At 61.8% G+C, this 17,923-nt stretch carries 16 protein-coding genes; 8 read left to right on the top strand and 8 right to left on the bottom strand.

The features are described from left to right. The first annotated feature begins 12 nt into the window (after positions 1–12). The 3 genes from P0Y59_05645 to P0Y59_05635 are packed head-to-tail and all read left to right on the top strand — an operon-like array spanning position 13 to position 2,395. On the top strand, positions 13–945 hold the full coding sequence (locus P0Y59_05645) for a VOC family protein (protein WEK01172.1): 933 nt from the start codon (positions 13–15) through the stop codon (positions 943–945). Continuing rightward, complete coding sequence (locus P0Y59_05640) at positions 945–2,084, top strand: class I SAM-dependent methyltransferase (GenBank protein ID WEK01171.1); 1,140 nt, start codon at positions 945–947, stop codon at positions 2,082–2,084. Before P0Y59_05645 ends, P0Y59_05640 begins: the two co-directional genes overlap by 1 nt. Further along, complete coding sequence (locus tag P0Y59_05635) at positions 2,081–2,395, top strand: hypothetical protein (GenBank protein ID WEK01170.1); 315 nt, start codon at positions 2,081–2,083, stop codon at positions 2,393–2,395. Before P0Y59_05640 ends, P0Y59_05635 begins: the two co-directional genes overlap by 4 nt. Positions 2,396–2,415: 20 nt before the next feature. Here the strand turns inward: P0Y59_05635 and P0Y59_05630 are convergent, their stop codons facing one another. Then, the gene (locus P0Y59_05630; GenBank protein ID WEK01169.1) at positions 2,416–2,886 is read right to left on the bottom strand and encodes an Lrp/AsnC family transcriptional regulator; all 471 of its coding nucleotides are present in this window, start codon (positions 2,884–2,886) and stop codon (positions 2,416–2,418) included. 243 nt (positions 2,887–3,129) lie between these two features. Between P0Y59_05630 and phhA the strand changes: the two genes are divergently transcribed. The 5 genes from phhA to P0Y59_05605 all read left to right on the top strand — a co-directional run bounded on the left by phhA (position 3,130) and on the right by P0Y59_05605 (position 9,734). Continuing rightward, positions 3,130–3,993 (top strand): phenylalanine 4-monooxygenase, encoded by an 864-nt coding sequence (phhA, locus tag P0Y59_05625; GenBank protein ID WEK01168.1) that lies wholly within the window; start codon positions 3,130–3,132, stop codon positions 3,991–3,993. Continuing rightward, positions 3,990–5,219, top strand: a complete 1,230-nt coding sequence (locus P0Y59_05620) for an aromatic amino acid transaminase (protein ID WEK01167.1) — start codon at positions 3,990–3,992, stop codon at positions 5,217–5,219. The genes phhA and P0Y59_05620 overlap by 4 nt, the downstream gene beginning before the upstream one ends. A gap of 4 nt (positions 5,220–5,223) precedes the next feature. Beyond that, a complete protein-coding gene (locus tag P0Y59_05615) occupies positions 5,224–5,511 on the top strand; it encodes a 4a-hydroxytetrahydrobiopterin dehydratase (GenBank protein ID WEK02503.1) in 288 nt (95 codons plus the stop codon). 375 nt (positions 5,512–5,886) lie between these two features. Beyond that, positions 5,887–8,463, top strand: coding sequence for an outer membrane protein assembly factor BamA (gene bamA / locus P0Y59_05610; GenBank protein ID WEK01166.1), 2,577 nt, complete (start codon positions 5,887–5,889; stop codon positions 8,461–8,463). Between the two features lie 521 nt (positions 8,464–8,984). Continuing rightward, positions 8,985–9,734, top strand: a complete 750-nt coding sequence (locus P0Y59_05605; GenBank protein WEK01165.1) for a response regulator — start codon at positions 8,985–8,987, stop codon at positions 9,732–9,734. Here the strand turns inward: P0Y59_05605 and P0Y59_05600 are convergent. From P0Y59_05600 to P0Y59_05570, 7 genes are all read right to left on the bottom strand, one after another. Beyond that, a complete protein-coding gene (locus P0Y59_05600; GenBank protein ID WEK01164.1) occupies positions 9,731–9,946 on the bottom strand; it encodes a hypothetical protein in 216 nt (71 codons plus the stop codon). The genes P0Y59_05605 and P0Y59_05600 overlap by 4 nt on opposite strands. Before the next feature lie 62 nt (positions 9,947–10,008). Next, on the bottom strand, positions 10,009–10,743 hold the full coding sequence (locus P0Y59_05595) for an EF-hand domain-containing protein (GenBank protein ID WEK01163.1): 735 nt from the start codon (positions 10,741–10,743) through the stop codon (positions 10,009–10,011). Between the two features lie 70 nt (positions 10,744–10,813). Then, positions 10,814–12,157 carry an ATP-binding protein gene (locus P0Y59_05590; protein ID WEK01162.1) on the bottom strand — a complete coding sequence of 448 codons (1,344 nt, stop codon included), beginning with the start codon at positions 12,155–12,157 and terminating at the stop codon, positions 10,814–10,816. After that, complete coding sequence (locus P0Y59_05585) at positions 12,154–12,873, bottom strand: response regulator (protein WEK01161.1); 720 nt, start codon at positions 12,871–12,873, stop codon at positions 12,154–12,156. Before P0Y59_05585 ends, P0Y59_05590 begins: the two co-directional genes overlap by 4 nt. A 202-nt stretch (positions 12,874–13,075) precedes the next feature. After that, a complete protein-coding gene (locus P0Y59_05580) occupies positions 13,076–13,588 on the bottom strand; it encodes a hypothetical protein (protein ID WEK01160.1) in 513 nt (170 codons plus the stop codon). 189 nt (positions 13,589–13,777) lie between these two features. Then, positions 13,778–14,620, bottom strand: a complete 843-nt coding sequence (locus P0Y59_05575) for an alpha/beta hydrolase (GenBank protein ID WEK01159.1) — start codon at positions 14,618–14,620, stop codon at positions 13,778–13,780. A 142-nt stretch (positions 14,621–14,762) separates the two neighbouring features. Further along, the gene (locus P0Y59_05570; protein ID WEK01158.1) at positions 14,763–17,636 is read right to left on the bottom strand and encodes a TonB-dependent receptor; all 2,874 of its coding nucleotides are present in this window, start codon (positions 17,634–17,636) and stop codon (positions 14,763–14,765) included. Positions 17,637–17,923 lie beyond the last annotated feature (287 nt).

The raw sequence follows: 17,923 nt of genomic DNA, 5'->3' as shown, positions 1-17,923 counted from the left end.
CAAGGCGACGAGATGAACGACTGGACCTCCAATGGCGACCCGCTGCTGACACGTTTCCGGTTCGCAACGGTCGGCACCGGGGATCTCGACGGCTGCGAGCGGGACTATGCATCCCTGGGCTACCATGTGCGGGAGAGCGGGGCGGTCGGTGAGGATCTCGCCGCGAGCTGGGGCACGCCGGGCATGGCCGGGCGGCGGTACGTCATCCTCAGCACGGCTGGCGCGAGCGAAGACTATATCCGTCTGGTCGAAACCGATCCCGTCCCGGAATACCGCGCGCTCACCACCTTCGGCTGGGCTGCGTTCGAGATCATCGTCGATGACGTCCATCAGGTGCATGAGCTGATCAAGGCCTCTGCCTTCACCGTGATCGGCGAGCCGAAACCATTGCAGTTCATGCCATCGATCGTCGCGATGCAGGCGGTCGGTCCGTCGGGTGAGTGTCTGTATTTCACCATGGAAAGCGGCGATCGTTCCACCTCGATTCTGCCGCGGCCGCGCTCGCTGATCGACCGGCCCTTCATCCTGGTCATCGCCGGGCCTGACTTCGACGCGCTGCGCAACTGGTATTGCGACCTGTTCGACCTCAAGCGCCGCCCTTTGCGCGACAGCAGGATTTCCCTCATCCAGGCGGCGCAGGGCCTGGCCCCCGATACAGTAACGCGCATGACCACGGCAGGCCTGCGCGACCATGGCTATCTTTTCGAATTCGACGAATATCCTCCCGGCCCCGGCCTGATAGCCGGCCCGCGTCCCCGCGCGTCGGGCATGCTCCCACCGGGTTGTGCCATGGCCAGCATCGCTACGGTGGCAATGGACCGGGTCGCACCGCTCGCCATCACGCCGCCGGTGCGGCGCGATGGGCCTGGCTATGACGGCCGCCTGGCATGCACCGTGCGCGGGCCGGCCGGCGAACTAATCGAATTCATCGAGGAGGCAGCATAATGAATGTCCGCGACGTCCAGCACCCGATTTTGCCGCGTGCCAATGCCGAGGAACTGAGCCGCCAGCGCGCGGTCGTCTCGCTGCGCAAGCTGCTCAACGCCCGCGTCCGCTCCGAGAATGTTCGCCGCTTCCATGAAGAGGGCGCCCCGGCCTTCGCCGCGCGGCATGATCGCAAACCGCAATCGCCGGACGAGATTTCCCAGGCACTCTTCGAATCGACCGGATACCGCATGTGGAGCGCGGCCAACCGCGCCGCGCAGGAGATGATCTGGATTTCGGTCGGCGAACCGATCTTTCGCGATCGCGACCGGATGCAGGCAACCGCGCGGGCGCTTGCCACGTCGGAGACGCGCAAGGGCAGCCTGACGCTTGATCCAAGCTATGCCCCCTCGCCCGAACTGGCCGGCACCGACGTGCATCTCCAGCCCGGCGGCTATGCGCTCGACGACGGCCCGGACGATGTCGTCGCCGGCGCCTTCTACGAAACGGGCGGCAACGTTTTCTCCTTCGGTCAGGGGGCTGGCAAGAGCGACAGCAAGGCCGGCGTCGTCTTCCGCCTGCTCGACGAGGCATTCGCCGGGTTCGAACCGACGCGCATCCTCGATCTCGGCTGTTCGGCCGGCGCGGCATCCGCAGCCTATGCCGATCGCTTCCCTGATGCCGAAGTGCATGCGATCGATATCGGCGCGGGCATGCTGCGCTATGCCCATGCCCGGGCCGAAGCGCTCGATGTCGCGGTGCATTTCAGCCAGATGGACGCCGCCGACCTGACCTTCCCCGACGACAGCTTCGACCTCGTCGTATCGCACAACATGTTGCACGAGATCGGCGCCGACAAACGTCGCCGCGCGATGGCCGAGGCGTTGCGCGTTGTGCGTCCGGGCGGCGTGGTGATTTTCCAGGATGTCGACACCCGCTTCGCGCCCAGCGACGTGCACCGCGTCGAGAAGAACTGGGATACCCGCTTCAACGGCGAGATATTCTGGCAGACCTATACCGAAGCCGATCTCGAGGCCGACATGCTCGCCGCCGGCTTCGCAGCGAGGGATGTCGAAGAACATAATGTTCCGGCGGTGAGCAACCTCAATCGCTGGTACGTGATCAGTGGCCGCAAGCCTTCCGAAGGACTTTCAGCATGACCAGTGCGACTGACGCGATCCGCTCGGTGATCGCCGCTGGCCGGGGCACGCGCCCGGCCAGCCTGGACAATGTCGAAACCGAACAGGTGCTGACCATCGCGCTCGCGCTTCTGGTCGAGCTCTCGGTCGCCAACGATCGGATCGACCTGCTGGAACGCGAGGTGGCTGGCCTGCGCGGCACAACGCCCGACGCCCTGCGCAATGCGCCCCTCCCCGGCGATGCCATCGCCGAAAGGCAGGAGGCGCTGGAGGCGCTGCAATTGCGCGTCCTGCGCGTGATGGTCGATCCTCGGGCCGCCGCCTGCGGCTGAGGCGCCGTGCATTCAGCGGATCAGATCGGAACCGCCGTGGTGTACTTCACGCGCGCCAGGGCGAAATGAGAAGAACCGGTGCTGACCGAGGGATGGCGCAGCACCGTCCGCATCAGGAAATGATTATAGTCCTCGACGTCGGCGACAAGAACAAGCAGCAGATAATCCCAGTCGCCTGACATGGAGTAACATTCGACGATCTCGTCGCGCGACGCCACGAATGCCTCGAAGGCTTCGACAGCTTCAGTCGCGTGGCTTTTCATCCGGATATGGCAAAGCACATGGACGCCGCGCCCGACAAGGCCAGCGTCGACGAGCCTGACATGGCTGCCAAGCACGCCATCGGCCTCGAGGGCGCGAATGCGCCGCCAGCAAGACGCGGTCGATGCCCCTACCCGCTCAGCTAGCTCGGCGTGGCTGAGTGAAGCATCGTGCTGCAGTTCGCAGAGCAGTTTGCGATCGATCGCGTCGAGAGCCCGCCGCATACTCATGCGATGGCCCCGCGGGCGTCAGGCTGAGCGCAACATGCCTCGACCACGATGGGCCGCGGAGAATCGTCGGGTGCAGTCGATAGTCGAATCATTGCATCCGCTTTCATCCACGTGATTGAACCGCACCGATCCGTGATCGAAACAATCCATATTCCACGATAATACGGTTCATATGTATCATTGATAGCGCGATATGCGCGGCATTTGGAATATTTTTCCAACGCAATCCGTTAGATTCTCATCATGGCAAACGATCGCGCGACACCGCCGCCCCATGCGGCCCCCGACTGGACGATCCCGCAGGACTGGGCGTCTTACACTCCTGACGAGCATGCGATGTGGGATCGCCTTTTCGCGCGACAGGCCGGGATGCTGCCCGGACGCGTGATACCGGCCTTCATGGAAGGACTCGACGTCCTGCGCATGACCAAGCCGGGCATTCCGGATTTCGATGAGCTCAACGAGCGGTTGATGAAGGCAACCGGCTGGCAGGTGGTCGCGGTGCCGGGCCTCGTTCCCGATGAGATGTTCTTCCAGCATCTCAGCGAGCGCCGCTTCGTGGCGGGACGATTCATCCGCACTCCCGAACAGCTCGACTATCTGCAGGAGCCGGACATCTTCCACGATGTCTTCGGCCATGTGCCGCTCCTCGTCCATCCGGTCTTCGCCGACTACATGCAGGCTTATGGCGCGGGCGGCCTGCGCGCAGCCGAGCTCGGTATGATCGACGCGCTCTCGCGGCTCTACTGGTATACGGTCGAGTTCGGTCTCATCCGCGACGGCGGTGATCTCAAGCTCTACGGCGCAGGCATCGTTTCGTCCTATGGCGAGAGCATCTTCGCGCTCGACGACGCGTCCCCCAATCGCATCGGGTTCGATCTCGAGCGCGTGATGCGCTCGCGCTATCGGATCGACGACTATCAGCAGAATTACTTCGTGATCGACAGCTTCGAGGACCTGCTCGCACGGACTCGCGACGCTGATTTCGGGCCGATCTACGAAAGGCTCCGCGACCAGCCGGCAATCGATGTAGGGGAACTTGCCCCGGGCGACCGGATGTTCCATCGCGGCACTCAGGCCTATGCTCTAGCCAGGACGGCATCATGAGCGCCGGCACGGAAGCCTTTGCCCGGCTCGCGCCGCTGCCGGCCGACGCGCTGCTTGCGCTGATCGCCCTGTGCCGGGCCGACCTGCGCACCGAAAAGATCGACGTCGGGGTGGGCGTCTACCGCGACGAAGCCGGGGCAACGACGGTCCTGCGCGCGGTAAAAGCCGCCGAAGATCGGCTCGTCGCAGAGCAATCGAGTAAGGCCTATCTCGGCGCTGAAGGCGATCAGCGCTTTATCGAGTTGCTCGCGCCGATCGTTTTCGGTGACGGGACGAACCAGCCGCCTCGCTTCGGACTCCAGACGCCGGGCGGTACCGGCGCGTTGCGGCTCGGCGCAGAACTCCTCGCTCGGACAGCGCCCGGCGCACGTGTCTGGATCGGGACCCCGACCTGGCCCAATCACGCGCCGATCTTCGCCGAGGCCGGGCTCACGCCCGCTTTCCATCCCTATTATGACGCAACGAGTGGCGGCATCGCCTTCAATGCGATGCTTGAAGCGCTTCACGCGGCGATGCCGGGCGATGCAGTGCTGCTGCATGGCTGCAGCCACAATCCCACCGGCACCGAGTTGAGCATCGACGAGTGGCGCGCGGTCGCAGCCGTCTGCACCGGGCGCGGCCTGCTGCCGTTCGTCGACCTTGCCTATCAGGGCCTCGGCACCGGGCTTGAGGAAGATGTGGCGGGGACGCGGCTGCTGCTGGACAGCGTGCCTGATGCGCTCGTCGCGTATAGTTGCGACAAGAATTTCGCCGTCTACCGCGAGCGGGTCGGCGCGCTCTGGATTCAGACGCGGAATCCGGCACGCGTCGCGATTGCGCGGGACAATCTGCTCGCGCTTGCGCGCAGCCTTTGGTCAATGCCTCCCGATCATGGCGCCGCTACCGTGCGGATCGTTCTCGACGATCCGGATCTTGCGGACATGTGGCGTGTCGAACTCGCGACGATGCGCCAGCGTCTCAATTCTGTGCGTACCGCGCTAGCCGTGGCGCATCCCGGACTCGCTGGTATCGCGGCGCAGCGCGGGCTCTTTTCCCTGCTTCCCATCACATCTCAAGCAGTGACGACGCTTCGCGAGGCGCACGGCATCTACATGGCCGACAACGCTCGGATCAACGTCGCTGGCCTCAATGCCGCCAATCTGGCCCGCTTCACGGACGCCCTCACGCCCTTTCTTGATGGCGATCAGTTCAGAAACCGATTTTCGGCATCATCGCCCGGGAGATAAATCGATGACGATCGCGCGCCTGTCCGACGACGAACGCAGAACTGCGCTCGCCGCGCTGACGCTATGGACCTACGTGCCCGAGCGCGACGCGATCACTCGCACGCTGACCTTCGCTTCATTCATCGAAGCCTTTGCGGCAATGACGCGAATTGCGCTGCTGGCCGAGAAAGCCGATCACCATCCCGAATGGTCGAACGTCTATGGCCGTATCGAAATCCTGCTCTCGACACACGATGCCGGAGGCCTTTCGCAGCGGGACATCGCGCTCGCTAAACAGATCGACAAGGGATAGCTCACCTTCTGGCCTTTGCCTCCTGATGGCCGCTCGCGTCCCTGTGGGGGTTTCTTCCGACGACGGCGGCTAGAGGGATCACGCCTTTGTGATGTTCGCAGCGGCGGCTCCTGCCCGGACTTCCAACGATCTGCCCCGAGCGGCATTCGCTGATGTTTCCGGCGAGACCCGCGACAGAAACTTTACGACATCGGCGGGCAAGATCTGACTCCCAACACCACACCTCAATCGAGGTGCCCGTTGATGAAACTAGTAGAGTTGACCGCAAAACGCCGGGTGGATCACCATGAGAGGAGAAGGGCAGCATCCAGTCGACAGTTTCCCCTGATAACAATATATTACAGGGGAATTGTCGACTCTGTCACATCCCACCGGATGCTGGCCGCCGCCGCGGTCATATTATGTTCCGGTACTGGAGAGGCACGCGCCGCCACTCCGCCCGCACAGGCGGCCGCGCCGCAATCGCGGCCCGCAACGATCAGGTCGCTACGCGTCGAGGGCTCGTTGCGTGTCGAGCCGGAGACGGTGCTGACCTACACCAAGCTTCGGGTCGGAGTTCCCTACACGAACGAGACGATCGACCAGGCGATCAAGGATCTGCTTGCGAAAGACTTCCTGGTCGATGTCGCGATTGCCGGTGTCGAGACCGGCGACATCGTCATCCACATTCGCGAGAGCCCTCTCGTCAATCGCGTCGTGCTGGAAGGCAACAAGCGGCTGAAGGAAGACAAGATCAAGAAGGAGATCAAGCTTGCGCCGCGGCAAGTCTTTACGCGCACCGCGGCCCGCCAGGACGTCGCCCGCATCATCGAACTCTATCGCCGCGAGGGCCGGTTCGCCGCAACCGTCGAGCCGAAGATGGTCGCACTCGATCAGAACCGCGTCGACATCATCTTCGAGATCAACGAAGGCCCCAAATCGAAGGTTCGTCAGATCAACATCATCGGCAACGCCACCTTCTCCGACAGCAAGCTGCGCGGCGAGATGGCCACCAAGCAGGCGCGGATCGGAACGATTCTGAGTTCCGGGACCAGCTACGACCAGGATCGCATGGCCTATGACCAGCAGAAGCTGCGCCAATTCTACCTGACCAACGGCTATGCCGATTTTCGCGTCACATCCGCCGTCGCCGAACTGACGCCCGACAAGAAGGACTTCATCATCACCTATGTCGTCGAGGAAGGGCCGCGCTACAAATTCGGCGATGTGACCGTCGACAGCGACATTCGCGATTTCGACAGCAAGAAACTCGCAGCAAGCTTGGGGATCGCCAAAGGCGAATGGTATGATGCCAAGCGCGTCGAGAATTCGGTCGACAGCATAACCGCGACGGCGGGGCTGTCCGGCTACGCCTTTGCCGATGTGAGCCCCGAATTCAATCGGGACAAAGACACGCGCACCATGTCGATCAACTTCCATGTCGCGGAGGCGAAGCGGACCTTTGTCGAGCGCATCGCCATCAACGGAAATCGACAAACCGAAGAGAAGGTGATCCGGCGCGAAATTCGCCTGTCCGAAGGTGATGCCTTCAACAGCTTCATGGTCAAGCGGTCGCAGGATCGCATCAACTCGCTCGGCTTCTTCCAGGACAAGTTCGAAATCAAGCAGGTGCCGGGATCGTCGCCGGATCGTGTCGTGCTGGAGGCGAATGTCGAGGAGAAATCCACCGGCGAGGTCACGCTGTCCGGCGGCTATTCGAGCCTGGAAGGCTTCATCCTCAATACCGGCCTGACCCAGCGCAACTTCAGGGGAAAGGGCCAGGAATTGCGCTTGAGCGGCACGCTGTCCGCCTATTCCAAATCGGTCGATCTCGGCTTTACCGAGCCCTATCTGTTCGACCACCCGATCGCCTTCGGCGCTGACGTGTTTCGGCGCGACTATAGTTCCCTCGGCACGATCGGCGACACCAGCACCACGACCTATCAACAGGTGACCACGGGTTTCCAGCTTCGGTTCGGGATTCCCCTGACGGAATATTGGTCGCTGGGACTCCGCTACGGATTGAGCCAGGACCAGGTCACGCTGGACAAGGCCACTTACTATACCAATGGTGTCTGCGATCCCACGCTGGCTGGACAATATCTCTGCGACGCCGTCGGCAATCGGACGACATCGTCGGTCGGGTATTCCCTCGTGTTCGACAGCACCAATAGTCGGATTCGCCCAACATCCGGGGCACGACTGACACTGAGCCAGGATCTTGCCGGGCTCGGCGGCAGCGTTCGATATATCCGCTCCACGATCAACGCCTCGAAATATTGGGGCCTGGGCTCCGATTTCACCCTCACCGCGCATGCGGAGGGCGGCTATATCCACGGCATCGGCCAGGATGTGCGGCTAACCGATCGCTTCTTTCTGGGTGAGCCGGAGATGCGCGGCTTCGATATCCGCGGCATCGGTCCCCGAGTGACGCGGTATCCCTACGATCTGTCCGTCATTCCCGCTACGACCACCACCAACGGAGACAGCGTCATTCAGGACGCGCTCGGCGGCAATGCCTATTATCAGGGCAGACTGGAACTCGAGATACCGATGGGAGCGGGCGTCCGAGAACTCGGCCTGCGACCATCGATCTTCATGGATATCGGCGCGGTCTTTGGCGGGAAGACGCCGACCGTCACCGATGGCTGTGCCTCGGCCAACAGCGCCACGCCGCCGGTGGCCTGTGTCGCGCCGATCCGCCAATATTCGGATTCGAGCGGCAGGCCGCTCTATCTCAACGCGGACGGGACCAGCACGACGACCAATACGGGCACGCCCTACACATATACCACTAGCGTCTATCGCGAAGTCTATTACGGCAACACGCCTAGCCCCCGACTGTCGATCGGCGCCGGCGTCAACTGGAACTCACCCTTCGGGCCTCTACGGATCGATATCGCGAAAGCCCTGATCAAGGCTCCCGGCGATGTTTCCAAGCTGGTTACCTTCAACGTCGGAGCTCAATTCTGAAAAGCGGCATGCTGCGTAGTCACTGGTCTTCATCGAATGAGAGGCCAGCGTGCGTGCCGTTGTCGGGCGCGACAATGACCGGGCCGCACCACGGCAAATGCAGCCGGTTCGCAATACGAACCAATATGTTGGGCCGACATTCCACGGCCACATTTCGTTCGTAGCCAATGCACACAGGGGTTTGTGAGAGATAGGCCCTTGCCCAGCTATTCCGTCCTCATATGGTCGCCGTCCCTCGGAAGCGTTCAGAGCGCCGATCTAACGGCCTTCGAAAAATGGGGCGACACCTCCCCCCTCGAAAGTTTCATGCGCGCCGGGAAGCGGGCGCTCGAGCTAACGGCCCCTGAAACACCCGCGCAACCGCAAGCGCCGCATCCGATTGCCATGGTTCTGACGCTCTGCGCGGCCGTTCCGATCGCGCTGCTCTTCTGCCTGCCAATGGGCGCGAAGATATCCGCAACAGGTGGCTCGAACCACGAAAGGGGAAAAAGAAATCGAAGGTTCTTTGAGGCTTAGCCACTATGTATCTTGAGAAGAGTACGGCAAGATCGGGCGCTACGCTGCTTGTTGTCGATGATGACGCGGACATTCGGGATCTCCTGGCAGGAAGCCTGGAGGATCGGGGCTATCGGACCATGACGGCCCGCAATGTCGTGGAGATGGACCGCCTGTTGGCCACCTATCCCGTCGATGTCGTGATCCTGGATGTCATGATGCCTGGCGAGGATGGGCTCTCCGCCTGTCGCCGTCTCGCTGCCAATGCCGGACCGCCCGTCATCCTTCTGAGCGGGTTGAACGACGAGGCGGACCGCATCCTCGGCCTTGAGATTGGCGCCGCCCACTACCTTCCCAAGCCCTGCAGCGCCCGCGAGGTGCTGGCGAACGTCCGGACCATTCTGCGACAGCAGGAGCCTCCCGCTCGGCATCGGAGAGTGCTGACTTTCCGTGGTTGGAAGATCGATCTGCAGGCTAACGAACTTCTTGATCCTGGGGGTTTGCCGATCGTGCTGACAAAGGGCGAATTCGCCGTGCTTCGCGTTTTCCTCGATCGCCCGCGTCAGGTGCTGAGCAGGAACGAGATCCTCCAGGCCGCCAGGGGTCCCGACACCGATTCCGGCAACCGCGCGATCAACATCCAGATCAGCAGACTCCGGCGGAAGCTCCGGGCACCGAACAACAGCTTGCTCCGAACGATCCGAAACGAGGGTTATATGCTTGTATCTGATGTCACAGCCGCAACGCATGATCCGGCAAGCACGCGCATTTCCTAGCCACGCCTCGCCGCGTTCACCGCAAAGGGCTCGTCCGCGCCGAGATAGGTGGACAATATCCAGCGCCGGCTGACGAGCGACCGCATGATCGGATGCCCACATTCGACGCATTTCGACCGTTCAATCGAGGCGTCGCTTGTCCGGGTCTTGATCCGCGCGGCGCGATGACGCCCGGAGAGCAAGCAACCTACCTTGGCCGGCGTATCCGCCATTGTCGTTCCTTTGCCTGAATTCCGGTGCATTCTGCGGAGCCATCCTACGATCGTGTTCCGAGCTATCGTCCGCGCACGCCGGCCAGTTCGCGCTGTGTCAGGGCTCCATCACCATCCTTGTCGAGCAGCGCGAAGCGCTTCGTGGCGGCCTGCGCGAATTCTTCCAGACTCACGCCCCGGTTGAAATTGCCGTCGGCAGAGGTCACCGGCTCGGCAAAATCGAGATAACCGAATCGCGCGGCACCTTGCCTGGCAGAGGCTTGCCGCTGCCGCCCCTCTCCACCGGAGGTCGCGTCGCCCGCCGCCTGTCCGCCGCCGCCACGCATGCCGCCACCTCCACCGCCCATGCGGCCTCCGCCCCCGCCGCTGCCACGCCGACCACCCGTACCCCCGCCCCGGCCACCACCTGGCGATCCGGCGTCACCCCCGACCCGGATTTCGGGGGCCAGCACCGTTTCATAGAATTCGATATCGGCGGGGTCGATTTCACCATCGCCGCCTCGGTCGAGGACCGCGAAGAAACGCGCCGCATCATGCGTGAACTCGGCGGCTGTCAGCATACCGTCGCCGTTCGTGTCGCCCCCCCGGAACCACTGGTCTTCGGGACGCCCCTCGCCCCGCGCCGCGCGGAATGGCTCCCCCATCGGACTGATGAACAACCGGGCCGGCGAGCCGTCTGGCCCCATTCCCGGGCCGCCGCGTCTCACCTCGGCGTGCGGTCGGCCCCGATGGAGCGACCGATCGCTCACGCAGCCGGTCGTCGCGAGCGCGAGGCAGGACAGCAAGATGATACGCATACAACCTCTGTGTCTTCTCGGTGTGGAACCGCATTGGACCGCAGGATCGTTTCCGGGATATTTCCGTACCTCAGAGAGGCAGCGCAACCCGAGCCTTCATCCCCCCTTCGGGCCGATTTTCCAGTATCGCCTCGCCACCATGCGCGCCCGCAACGGCGCGCACGCTGGCGAGGCCAAGTCCGATGCCGCCGGTCTCGCGGCCCCGCGACCGCTCAGCCCTGAAAAACGGTTCAAAGGCATTCTCCAGGTCACCAGCGTTCATGCCGGGTCCGGAATCGATCACCTCGACGATCGCAAACGCCCCTTCGACATGGCAGTTCACAAGCGCGCTGCCCCCATATTTGACCGCATTGCTGATCAGGTTTGCGAGCAGCGCCTTAAGCCCTGGCGCATCACCTTCAATGACAACCGGTTCGCCGGGCGCGAGAACGACCTGGTGCCCGCGGTCGGCAAACTCGTCAGTCACGCTTTCCGCGAGCGACCGGAGGTCGAGCTTCCGGCGTCGCGCCGGGCGCATCGTGTCGCGGACATATGCCATCGCGGCGGAAATCCGATGATCCATCTCCTCGATGTCATTTTCGGCCGCGATCCGGATATTCGCCGGCGCGTGCTCCAATCGCATGGCCAGCCGCATCAACGGTGTGCGAAGATCATGGGCGATCGCGCCGATCATCGTCGTGCGGCCTTCCACATATTTGTTGAGCCGCGCCTGCATCTCATTGAACGCCACAGCTGCTTCGGCCAGCTCGGAAGGTCCCACGAGCAGCAGGGGTGACGCCTGAGGATCACGACCCAACCGTTCGGCCGCGGTGGCAAACAGCCGGATCGGTCTGACGAGCCGACGCGCCAGTACCCATGCGAATGGCGCGACAACAAGGATTGCGACGATCAACCACAGCAGCGCGCGCCATCGCCACGGGTCGAACCCGCCCGAAAGCGGCTCCACGCTGCGCCACGTACCGTTGGCGAGTTTTATCGACACCCTGAACGCGCCGAAGATCAGATCATCACCCGCCCCCTCACGCGAGGGATCGTCCAAGCTGCGCGGTCGTGCCCGGTCCCTTTCAAAAGGACTGAAAAGGCCGAAAGGCCCTGGACCAAGCGACTCGACGCGCACTGAATGGGGGGGGAGTGCCAGCGCGGCTTCCATGCGACGCGACAGGCGAAGATCACGCCCGGCGCGCGACTGCCGAGGCTCGTCGCCCCTCGCGAAGATTCGCAATGTGCCACCTGGATCGGTGCCCGATCTGAGTGCGGAAGCGATCCGCGCGATCGGTTGCACCCTCGGCGCCGGAAAGGGCATGATCAGGACAAGGACGAAATTCAGCGTCTGAACGAGCAGAACCATCAACAGCATCAGCACAAAGATGCGCGCGAAGAGCGGCCACTCACGAGGCCGGGTTGGTGTCTTCACACGCGGACAACCCGCGGGACGAAGAAATACCCTTCGTTGCGCACCGTTCGGATGATCTCGTCGCCCGGCGCGCGCAGCTTGCGACGCAGCCTGCTCACCTGAACATCGATCGCACGATCATATGCCTCATTGTCCCTGCCGCGCGCCGCGTCGAGCAGCGCCTCCCGCGCCAGTATACGCCGCGGACGCTCGACGAACACGCGCAGCACCGCAAACTCCCCGTCGGTCAGCGCGATGAGCACACCCGTCGCATCGAAGAGTTCGCGGGTCACAAAGTCGATCCTCCACCCGGCAAAGCCGAAAGCCTGCCGCTCATCCGTCCGCGCGCCTTCGGTCTGTCGCAGCGCGGCGCGCACCGTCGCGAGGATCTCACGCGGGCTGCAGGGTTTTGGAAGATAGTGGCTTGCCCCGATCTCCAGGCCAAGAACGCGATCCGCCTCGTCACCAAGCGCGCTGAGCAGGATAATCGGCGGCCCCTTCCCGCTCGCGATCCGGCGGCAGACCGATATGCCGTCCTCGCCCGGCATCATGATGTCGAGAATGATCAGTTCGACCGGCAGGCGAACAAGCAGGGCATCCATCTCGTGAGGGGTCGCCGCTGTTTCGACTCGATAGCCGTGCCGCCCCAGACTGTCGGCGAGCAGCGCGCGAATGGCGGCGTCGTCGTCAACCACGAGCAACGTCGGCCCCGTCTCCTTCAGGGATGACGGCGACATGACATCATTCGCGCGTTGCACGGCCCAGCCCGCGATTTCGGTAATTCTCGAATGTCATGCATGGTCTTGGGGCGGCCGTGTAAAACCTGTCTTATAAATCCCTCCGCCAGAACGGTGACAAATTTGCGGCATTCCGTGCTGGGAGTGGATACCAGGTTCGATAGGAAAGCCACCAGACATCTACGGCGGCGGTGCGACAGGGCTATTCCGCTGGTTTCACGAAGGTTGGATCATAATGTTCGTGGCAGCTGTCGCACGCGACATCGAGGTCCCCGCCTGCCTTCAGAAAGGCCGCCTGATCATGTTTTTCAGCCGCCGCCGCTGCTACCAGGGCGACGTTCCGTACGCGCTTTACCGCATCATCCCATGCCGGCTCTTCCACGCGCCTGCCTGGGATCAGCAACACATTGGTGATTTCGGCCAAGGTCAGGCTCGCGCTTTCCGCTTCCTCCCATTCGGCTTCGTTTCTGGGGAATAGCGAACGTTCCCCGCTCTTGTCGCTGACCCAGCCCTGGCGTTTCCAAACACCATCTCCTGCATATTGCATGACATGGAGCATGAATTCCTTGGTCGGCAAGGATGTGTTGAAGGGCGTGGCGGAGATCGCAACGGCGGCATTCGCCTTTGTTTGCCCGGAATCTTCATTTCCGGAACAACCGGAGAGAAGGAATGCGAGCACTGCTACTCGCGAAAGCAAGATTTTATTACGATACATTTCCTTTAATCCTATTTCGACAATGGTCTAGATATTAAAGATTGCATCATGGACACTTGCATCTCGAGCAATATAGAATACAATATATTTATTACTTTATCCGATTGCATCAAGAATTGTCGCGTCACTCTGGAGATCGCGGCCGATCCATGCGCAACGAGACTCGACCACTCGAATCTGGCATGGCCGCTATTCTTTCGGCCCGGATGATCGCGAGATCGCCGCAAGATACGCGTCGATCAGCCCGGTCGCCTCATCTCCTTCAGAACCCAGATTGCGGTTAAGAGCTATATGATCCGTGTCGGCTATCGAATGGGTGGATGCCCTCGTACCATTTTCGATGAGAGCGCTGGACAGGGTCGTCGCCTGCTGCCGCAAATCTTCGGACCGGGCGTTCAGCATGAGGAAGCTGCGCGCATTCGGCGGGGCCACGTGGTTGATCGGTGCGAGCCTTTGCCGGTTCTCCTCGGAACCGAACGGGCCACCGGGACGCGGAGCGGCATGTACATTTTGCGCCAGTCCGGCCCCGTCGATCAGGATGACTCCCGAAATGGCGGAGATATTCACCCCCGCCTTTTGCAGGAAGGTAGGATCAGTGCCCAGCAACGCGGCCAGGTGCGCCCCTGAGCTGTGGCCCATAAGAACGATTTTCCGGGGGGCGATACCGAGCATGTCCCCATGAGCGACAAGATAGCCGACAGCGTCGGCTGCGTCCTGCACCTGATCAGCGACCGGGACGTCGGGCACAAGCCTGTAGTTCACGGTTGCGAGTGCAAAACCCCTGGCCCGAAAATGCTTGACCTTGGGCGACGCCAGTTCATCCGCCTTGTCTCCGCCGGACCATCCGCCGCCATGCAGGAACACCAACAGCGGCCCGCCCTTCGAACCACGCCAGAAATCGATCCGCTGCAAGGGGGCGGACCCATATGCCATTTCTTCAGGGCGGTCAGGCGCGCCGGGCGTCTCGGAGCGTGCGGTTGCCAGCGAGGGCAGCAGGCCAAACATTAAAATGGCAGAAACAGTCTTGATCATCAATCCTCCTCGCAGCGTCCCCTCGATGCTTTGGTGGTCCTTCACCGTACTTCGAGACTTTCCCCACCCGGGATGGGGGCCGACATCTGATTTATTGGGCGAGGCCGGAACGCCGCTTGCCAGCATTCCAGCCTCACCGACCTCAAAATTTGAAGCGAACGCCTGTCGTGAAATAGCGACCGATCATATCGTCGCCTGCCACCGTGGGAGAAGCTGTTCCCGGTGAGCTGGTTCGCAACAGTGCGGGCGAGACGCGTGGATCCCTGTCGAACAGATTACCGATATTCAGGAACAACTGCATGTTGTCGTTCCCGCCAAAACGTACGTCGTAGGCGAGGTTCAGGTCGGTATAGAAGGCCGATGGGAGATAGGGGTCGGCGTAGACGACGCCGACGGTTTCCTGCCGCAATTGCTTGCTTGAATAGCGCATCTGGACATCAATGGCGAACGGACCCGCCTTGTAGCCGACAAAACCCGCCACCCGATGCTTGGATAGACCCACCTGCCCCGCATCATTGTCGAGGACGGCATCCGTGTATGACCTCGTCTTCAAGATTGGCTGATAGCTGTAGAGCAATCGCAGGTTCACCTGCCCCGGAATAGCGGCGGAGATCCCTCCCAGGCCAAAGCCGTAGCTGGCTTCCACATCGAAACCCTCGGTATAGGCTTCGGCGATATTGAGGCTCTGCGTACGCGTCAGCGTCGGGAAGTTCGCAGCGGTTGTATTGCTGTAGGGCAACGGCCGCTCGATCAGGCCGCATAGTGCCGATGTTCCGCCGGACGCAGCGCATTGCTGCAGAACGGCGGCATTCGATCCGGCAAGCGAACTGATCGCGTTGTCGATGCGGATATTATAGTAATCGAAAGACAGAGTCAGTCGCGGCAGCCAACTCGGCTGATAGACCACGCCCGCCGTATAGGTACGCGCGACCTCCGGCACCAGATCGGGATTGCCGCTGGTCTGGACATTCACGTTGCCCGTCTGCCCGGTCAACGGATCAACGATCCGGGTGAAGCTCTGGCCGACATTGGGAGAAAGGTCCGCTAGAGTGGGAGCGCGGATGTCGCGCGATTTCGCCGCACGGAACCGCAGCCCGTCGAAGGGCTCGTAAGTCAGCCCGAGTTTGTAGGTCACCACCGAACCGCTATTGGCGTAGTGGGTGTACCGGACGGCCCCGTTGAAATCGAGCTTCCGCACCAGTGGAATATCCGCCAGTAGCGGGAAGAGGACTTCGCTTCCGACCTCCCACACCTCATTCTCGCCGCTCCGCGGAGGTTCGGTCAAATAGGCCCAAAGCGGCGGCAGGCTTGCCGCGGAGACGCCCCTGACGCCGGTGTAAATCCCAGCCGGAAGGAAATTGGGGTCATCGCTGGTCGTCTGATCGAGGCTCTGCCTGCGATATTCAGCATTGATCGATGCCGTGACCGCCCCCGCCCAATTGTTGAACAGATTGCCGGAAATGCTGCCGCCCACATCGTCCATCTTGCTGATGGCCTGCCAGGAGGTGTCGCCATAGATGTAATCGAGGGCGGCAGCGCTCTGATTGTTCGAACCGAACATGTTGATCGGTGCGCAACCTGCTGCCAGCGGGCTGGTCGGATTGGTCAGGGTGATACGGCAAACCGCGTTGCCATTCGGATCGCGCACCGCATCGAGCGCCGCGTAGAAGTTGGGATAATTGATGTTATTCTCGGTTACCGAGGTAACCTTCGCTTCGCCGTGCGTGTAGTAGACACCCCAGTCGAACGCGCCGACCTTGCCGTCGACGCCGGTGGTGACCCGGAAAACCGTCGTCTTCTGCCGCGTCACCGCTGCGGCGGCCAGATCGCTGTTGACGCGACCAAGGGTGAAGGATGGCGCATTGGCACTCGTCAGAAGCGCCTGCGCATTCGCCGGCAGGAAGGCGTTGCCGCTAAAGATCGTGTAGCTTCCTACCCGCTCATTGAGATTGTGCGGCGAGGTCGAAGCATCGGCATAGGTGGCCTCGACATAAAAATTCGCATTGTCCGTGATATCATAGTCGAAGCGGCCGAAGAGCTGGTTGGTCTCCAGGCTATTGACCAGCGTGCCCCCGAAATAGCCGCCGTCGCCGCCGCTCGCGACGTTGCTCGTGCCGGTGGCCGTACCGCTGTTAAAAGGCGCCAATATGCCCGAACCGACGAACTGCTGACCGGCGAAGGGGCCGCTTGTCGCCAGGCCGCCCAGCGCGGTATTCGAGAGGCGGGCGTTATGAGTCAGGACATAGGGCTTGGCCGCCGTTCCGGCACCCGTATAGGCGGGCACATCGGCCGAGAAGCTGCGATCGGCCTGCGACTCCAGGCCCTTGTTATAGTAGTGCTCCGCACTGAATTCGAAATGGCCACGCTCGGTGATATCGAAACCGGCGGCGATCCCCGCCTTCCAAGATGGCGCATCGCCGCGCGATGATATGCCCGTTTGGAAATTCGCCTTGAGACCCTTGAAATCCTTGTCGAGCACGAAGTTGACGACGCCCGTCACCGCGTCCGAGCCATAGACCGCCGACGCACCGCCGGTCACGACCTCCACGCGCTCAACGAGCATCTGCGGGATCGTATTGGTATCGACCTGACCGTTGATCGCCGTCGGGGGCACCCGATGGCCGTCCTGGAGCACCAGCGTGCGGATCGCCCCGAAGGAACGCAGGTTGATGTAGTTGCCGGTGAAGATGTTCGAGCGACCGCTGCCCGCGCCATTACCCGCGCCGACGCTGGTAGTGGAGCCGGCGAACTGGGGTAGTTTGTTCAGCGCCTCGGGAATGTTGGACGGCGTCAACTGCATCTGTTCAACCGAGGTGATGGTCACAGGCGTCGGGGCATCGCGGCCATCACGAATGACGCGCGAGCCGGTGACGACGATATCAGCCTCGGCAGTCGACGACGGCTCCTCCGCGCCCGCCGCGCGCTCTTGCGATTCCTTCGCACGGTCCTGCGCCCAGGCGGAAGGCGCCAGGGCGAACAGGCACACCCCAGCGTTCAGAGCTGCGAAAATCCTCATAGTCCCCTCCCATAGTCCATTTTTTACTGTGTTCGGAATTCGCCCCACATCTCATTCCGATGTGATCGACAACGTCCGGCAGATTGCCAGCACACATTGTTACAAATGATACCATCTCGCAATATATTTTGTTTTATAGTTTATTGTGTCAAAGTTTATCGTAATCCTTGTTTATATATACTGCAATATACTTACGAATAATGCAGATATATGAGGAAAATTGAAAAATTATACTTCAATTTAACTTGACTCATATTCCAGGCAAGCAGAGAAGCGCCGCCGCCGGG

Source organism: Candidatus Sphingomonas phytovorans, from assembly GCA_029202385.1.
Classification (GTDB): domain Bacteria; phylum Pseudomonadota; class Alphaproteobacteria; order Sphingomonadales; family Sphingomonadaceae; genus Sphingomonas; species Sphingomonas phytovorans.
The sequence above is the reverse complement of the archived record's forward strand: the minus strand, read 5'-3'. Positions and strand labels throughout refer to the sequence as shown.

Coding starts and splice junctions, on each gene's coding strand:
- P0Y59_05580 (WEK01160.1), bottom strand. CDS start 13,588: ATGTATCGTAATAAAATCTTGCTTTCGCGAGTAGCAGTGCTCGCATTC.
- bamA (WEK01166.1), top strand. CDS start 5,887: ATGCTGGCCGCCGCCGCGGTCATATTATGTTCCGGTACTGGAGAGGCA.
- P0Y59_05600 (WEK01164.1), bottom strand. CDS start 9,946: ATGGCGGATACGCCGGCCAAGGTAGGTTGCTTGCTCTCCGGGCGTCAT.
- P0Y59_05595 (WEK01163.1), bottom strand. CDS start 10,743: ATGCGTATCATCTTGCTGTCCTGCCTCGCGCTCGCGACGACCGGCTGC.
- P0Y59_05570 (WEK01158.1), bottom strand. CDS start 17,636: ATGAGGATTTTCGCAGCTCTGAACGCTGGGGTGTGCCTGTTCGCCCTG.
- P0Y59_05605 (WEK01165.1), top strand. CDS start 8,985: ATGTATCTTGAGAAGAGTACGGCAAGATCGGGCGCTACGCTGCTTGTT.
- P0Y59_05620 (WEK01167.1), top strand. CDS start 3,990: ATGAGCGCCGGCACGGAAGCCTTTGCCCGGCTCGCGCCGCTGCCGGCC.
- P0Y59_05645 (WEK01172.1), top strand. CDS start 13: ATGAACGACTGGACCTCCAATGGCGACCCGCTGCTGACACGTTTCCGG.
- P0Y59_05630 (WEK01169.1), bottom strand. CDS start 2,886: ATGAGTATGCGGCGGGCTCTCGACGCGATCGATCGCAAACTGCTCTGC.
- P0Y59_05640 (WEK01171.1), top strand. CDS start 945: ATGAATGTCCGCGACGTCCAGCACCCGATTTTGCCGCGTGCCAATGCC.
- P0Y59_05575 (WEK01159.1), bottom strand. CDS start 14,620: ATGATCAAGACTGTTTCTGCCATTTTAATGTTTGGCCTGCTGCCCTCG.
- P0Y59_05615 (WEK02503.1), top strand. CDS start 5,224: ATGACGATCGCGCGCCTGTCCGACGACGAACGCAGAACTGCGCTCGCC.
- P0Y59_05635 (WEK01170.1), top strand. CDS start 2,081: ATGACCAGTGCGACTGACGCGATCCGCTCGGTGATCGCCGCTGGCCGG.
- P0Y59_05585 (WEK01161.1), bottom strand. CDS start 12,873: ATGTCGCCGTCATCCCTGAAGGAGACGGGGCCGACGTTGCTCGTGGTT.
- phhA (WEK01168.1), top strand. CDS start 3,130: ATGGCAAACGATCGCGCGACACCGCCGCCCCATGCGGCCCCCGACTGG.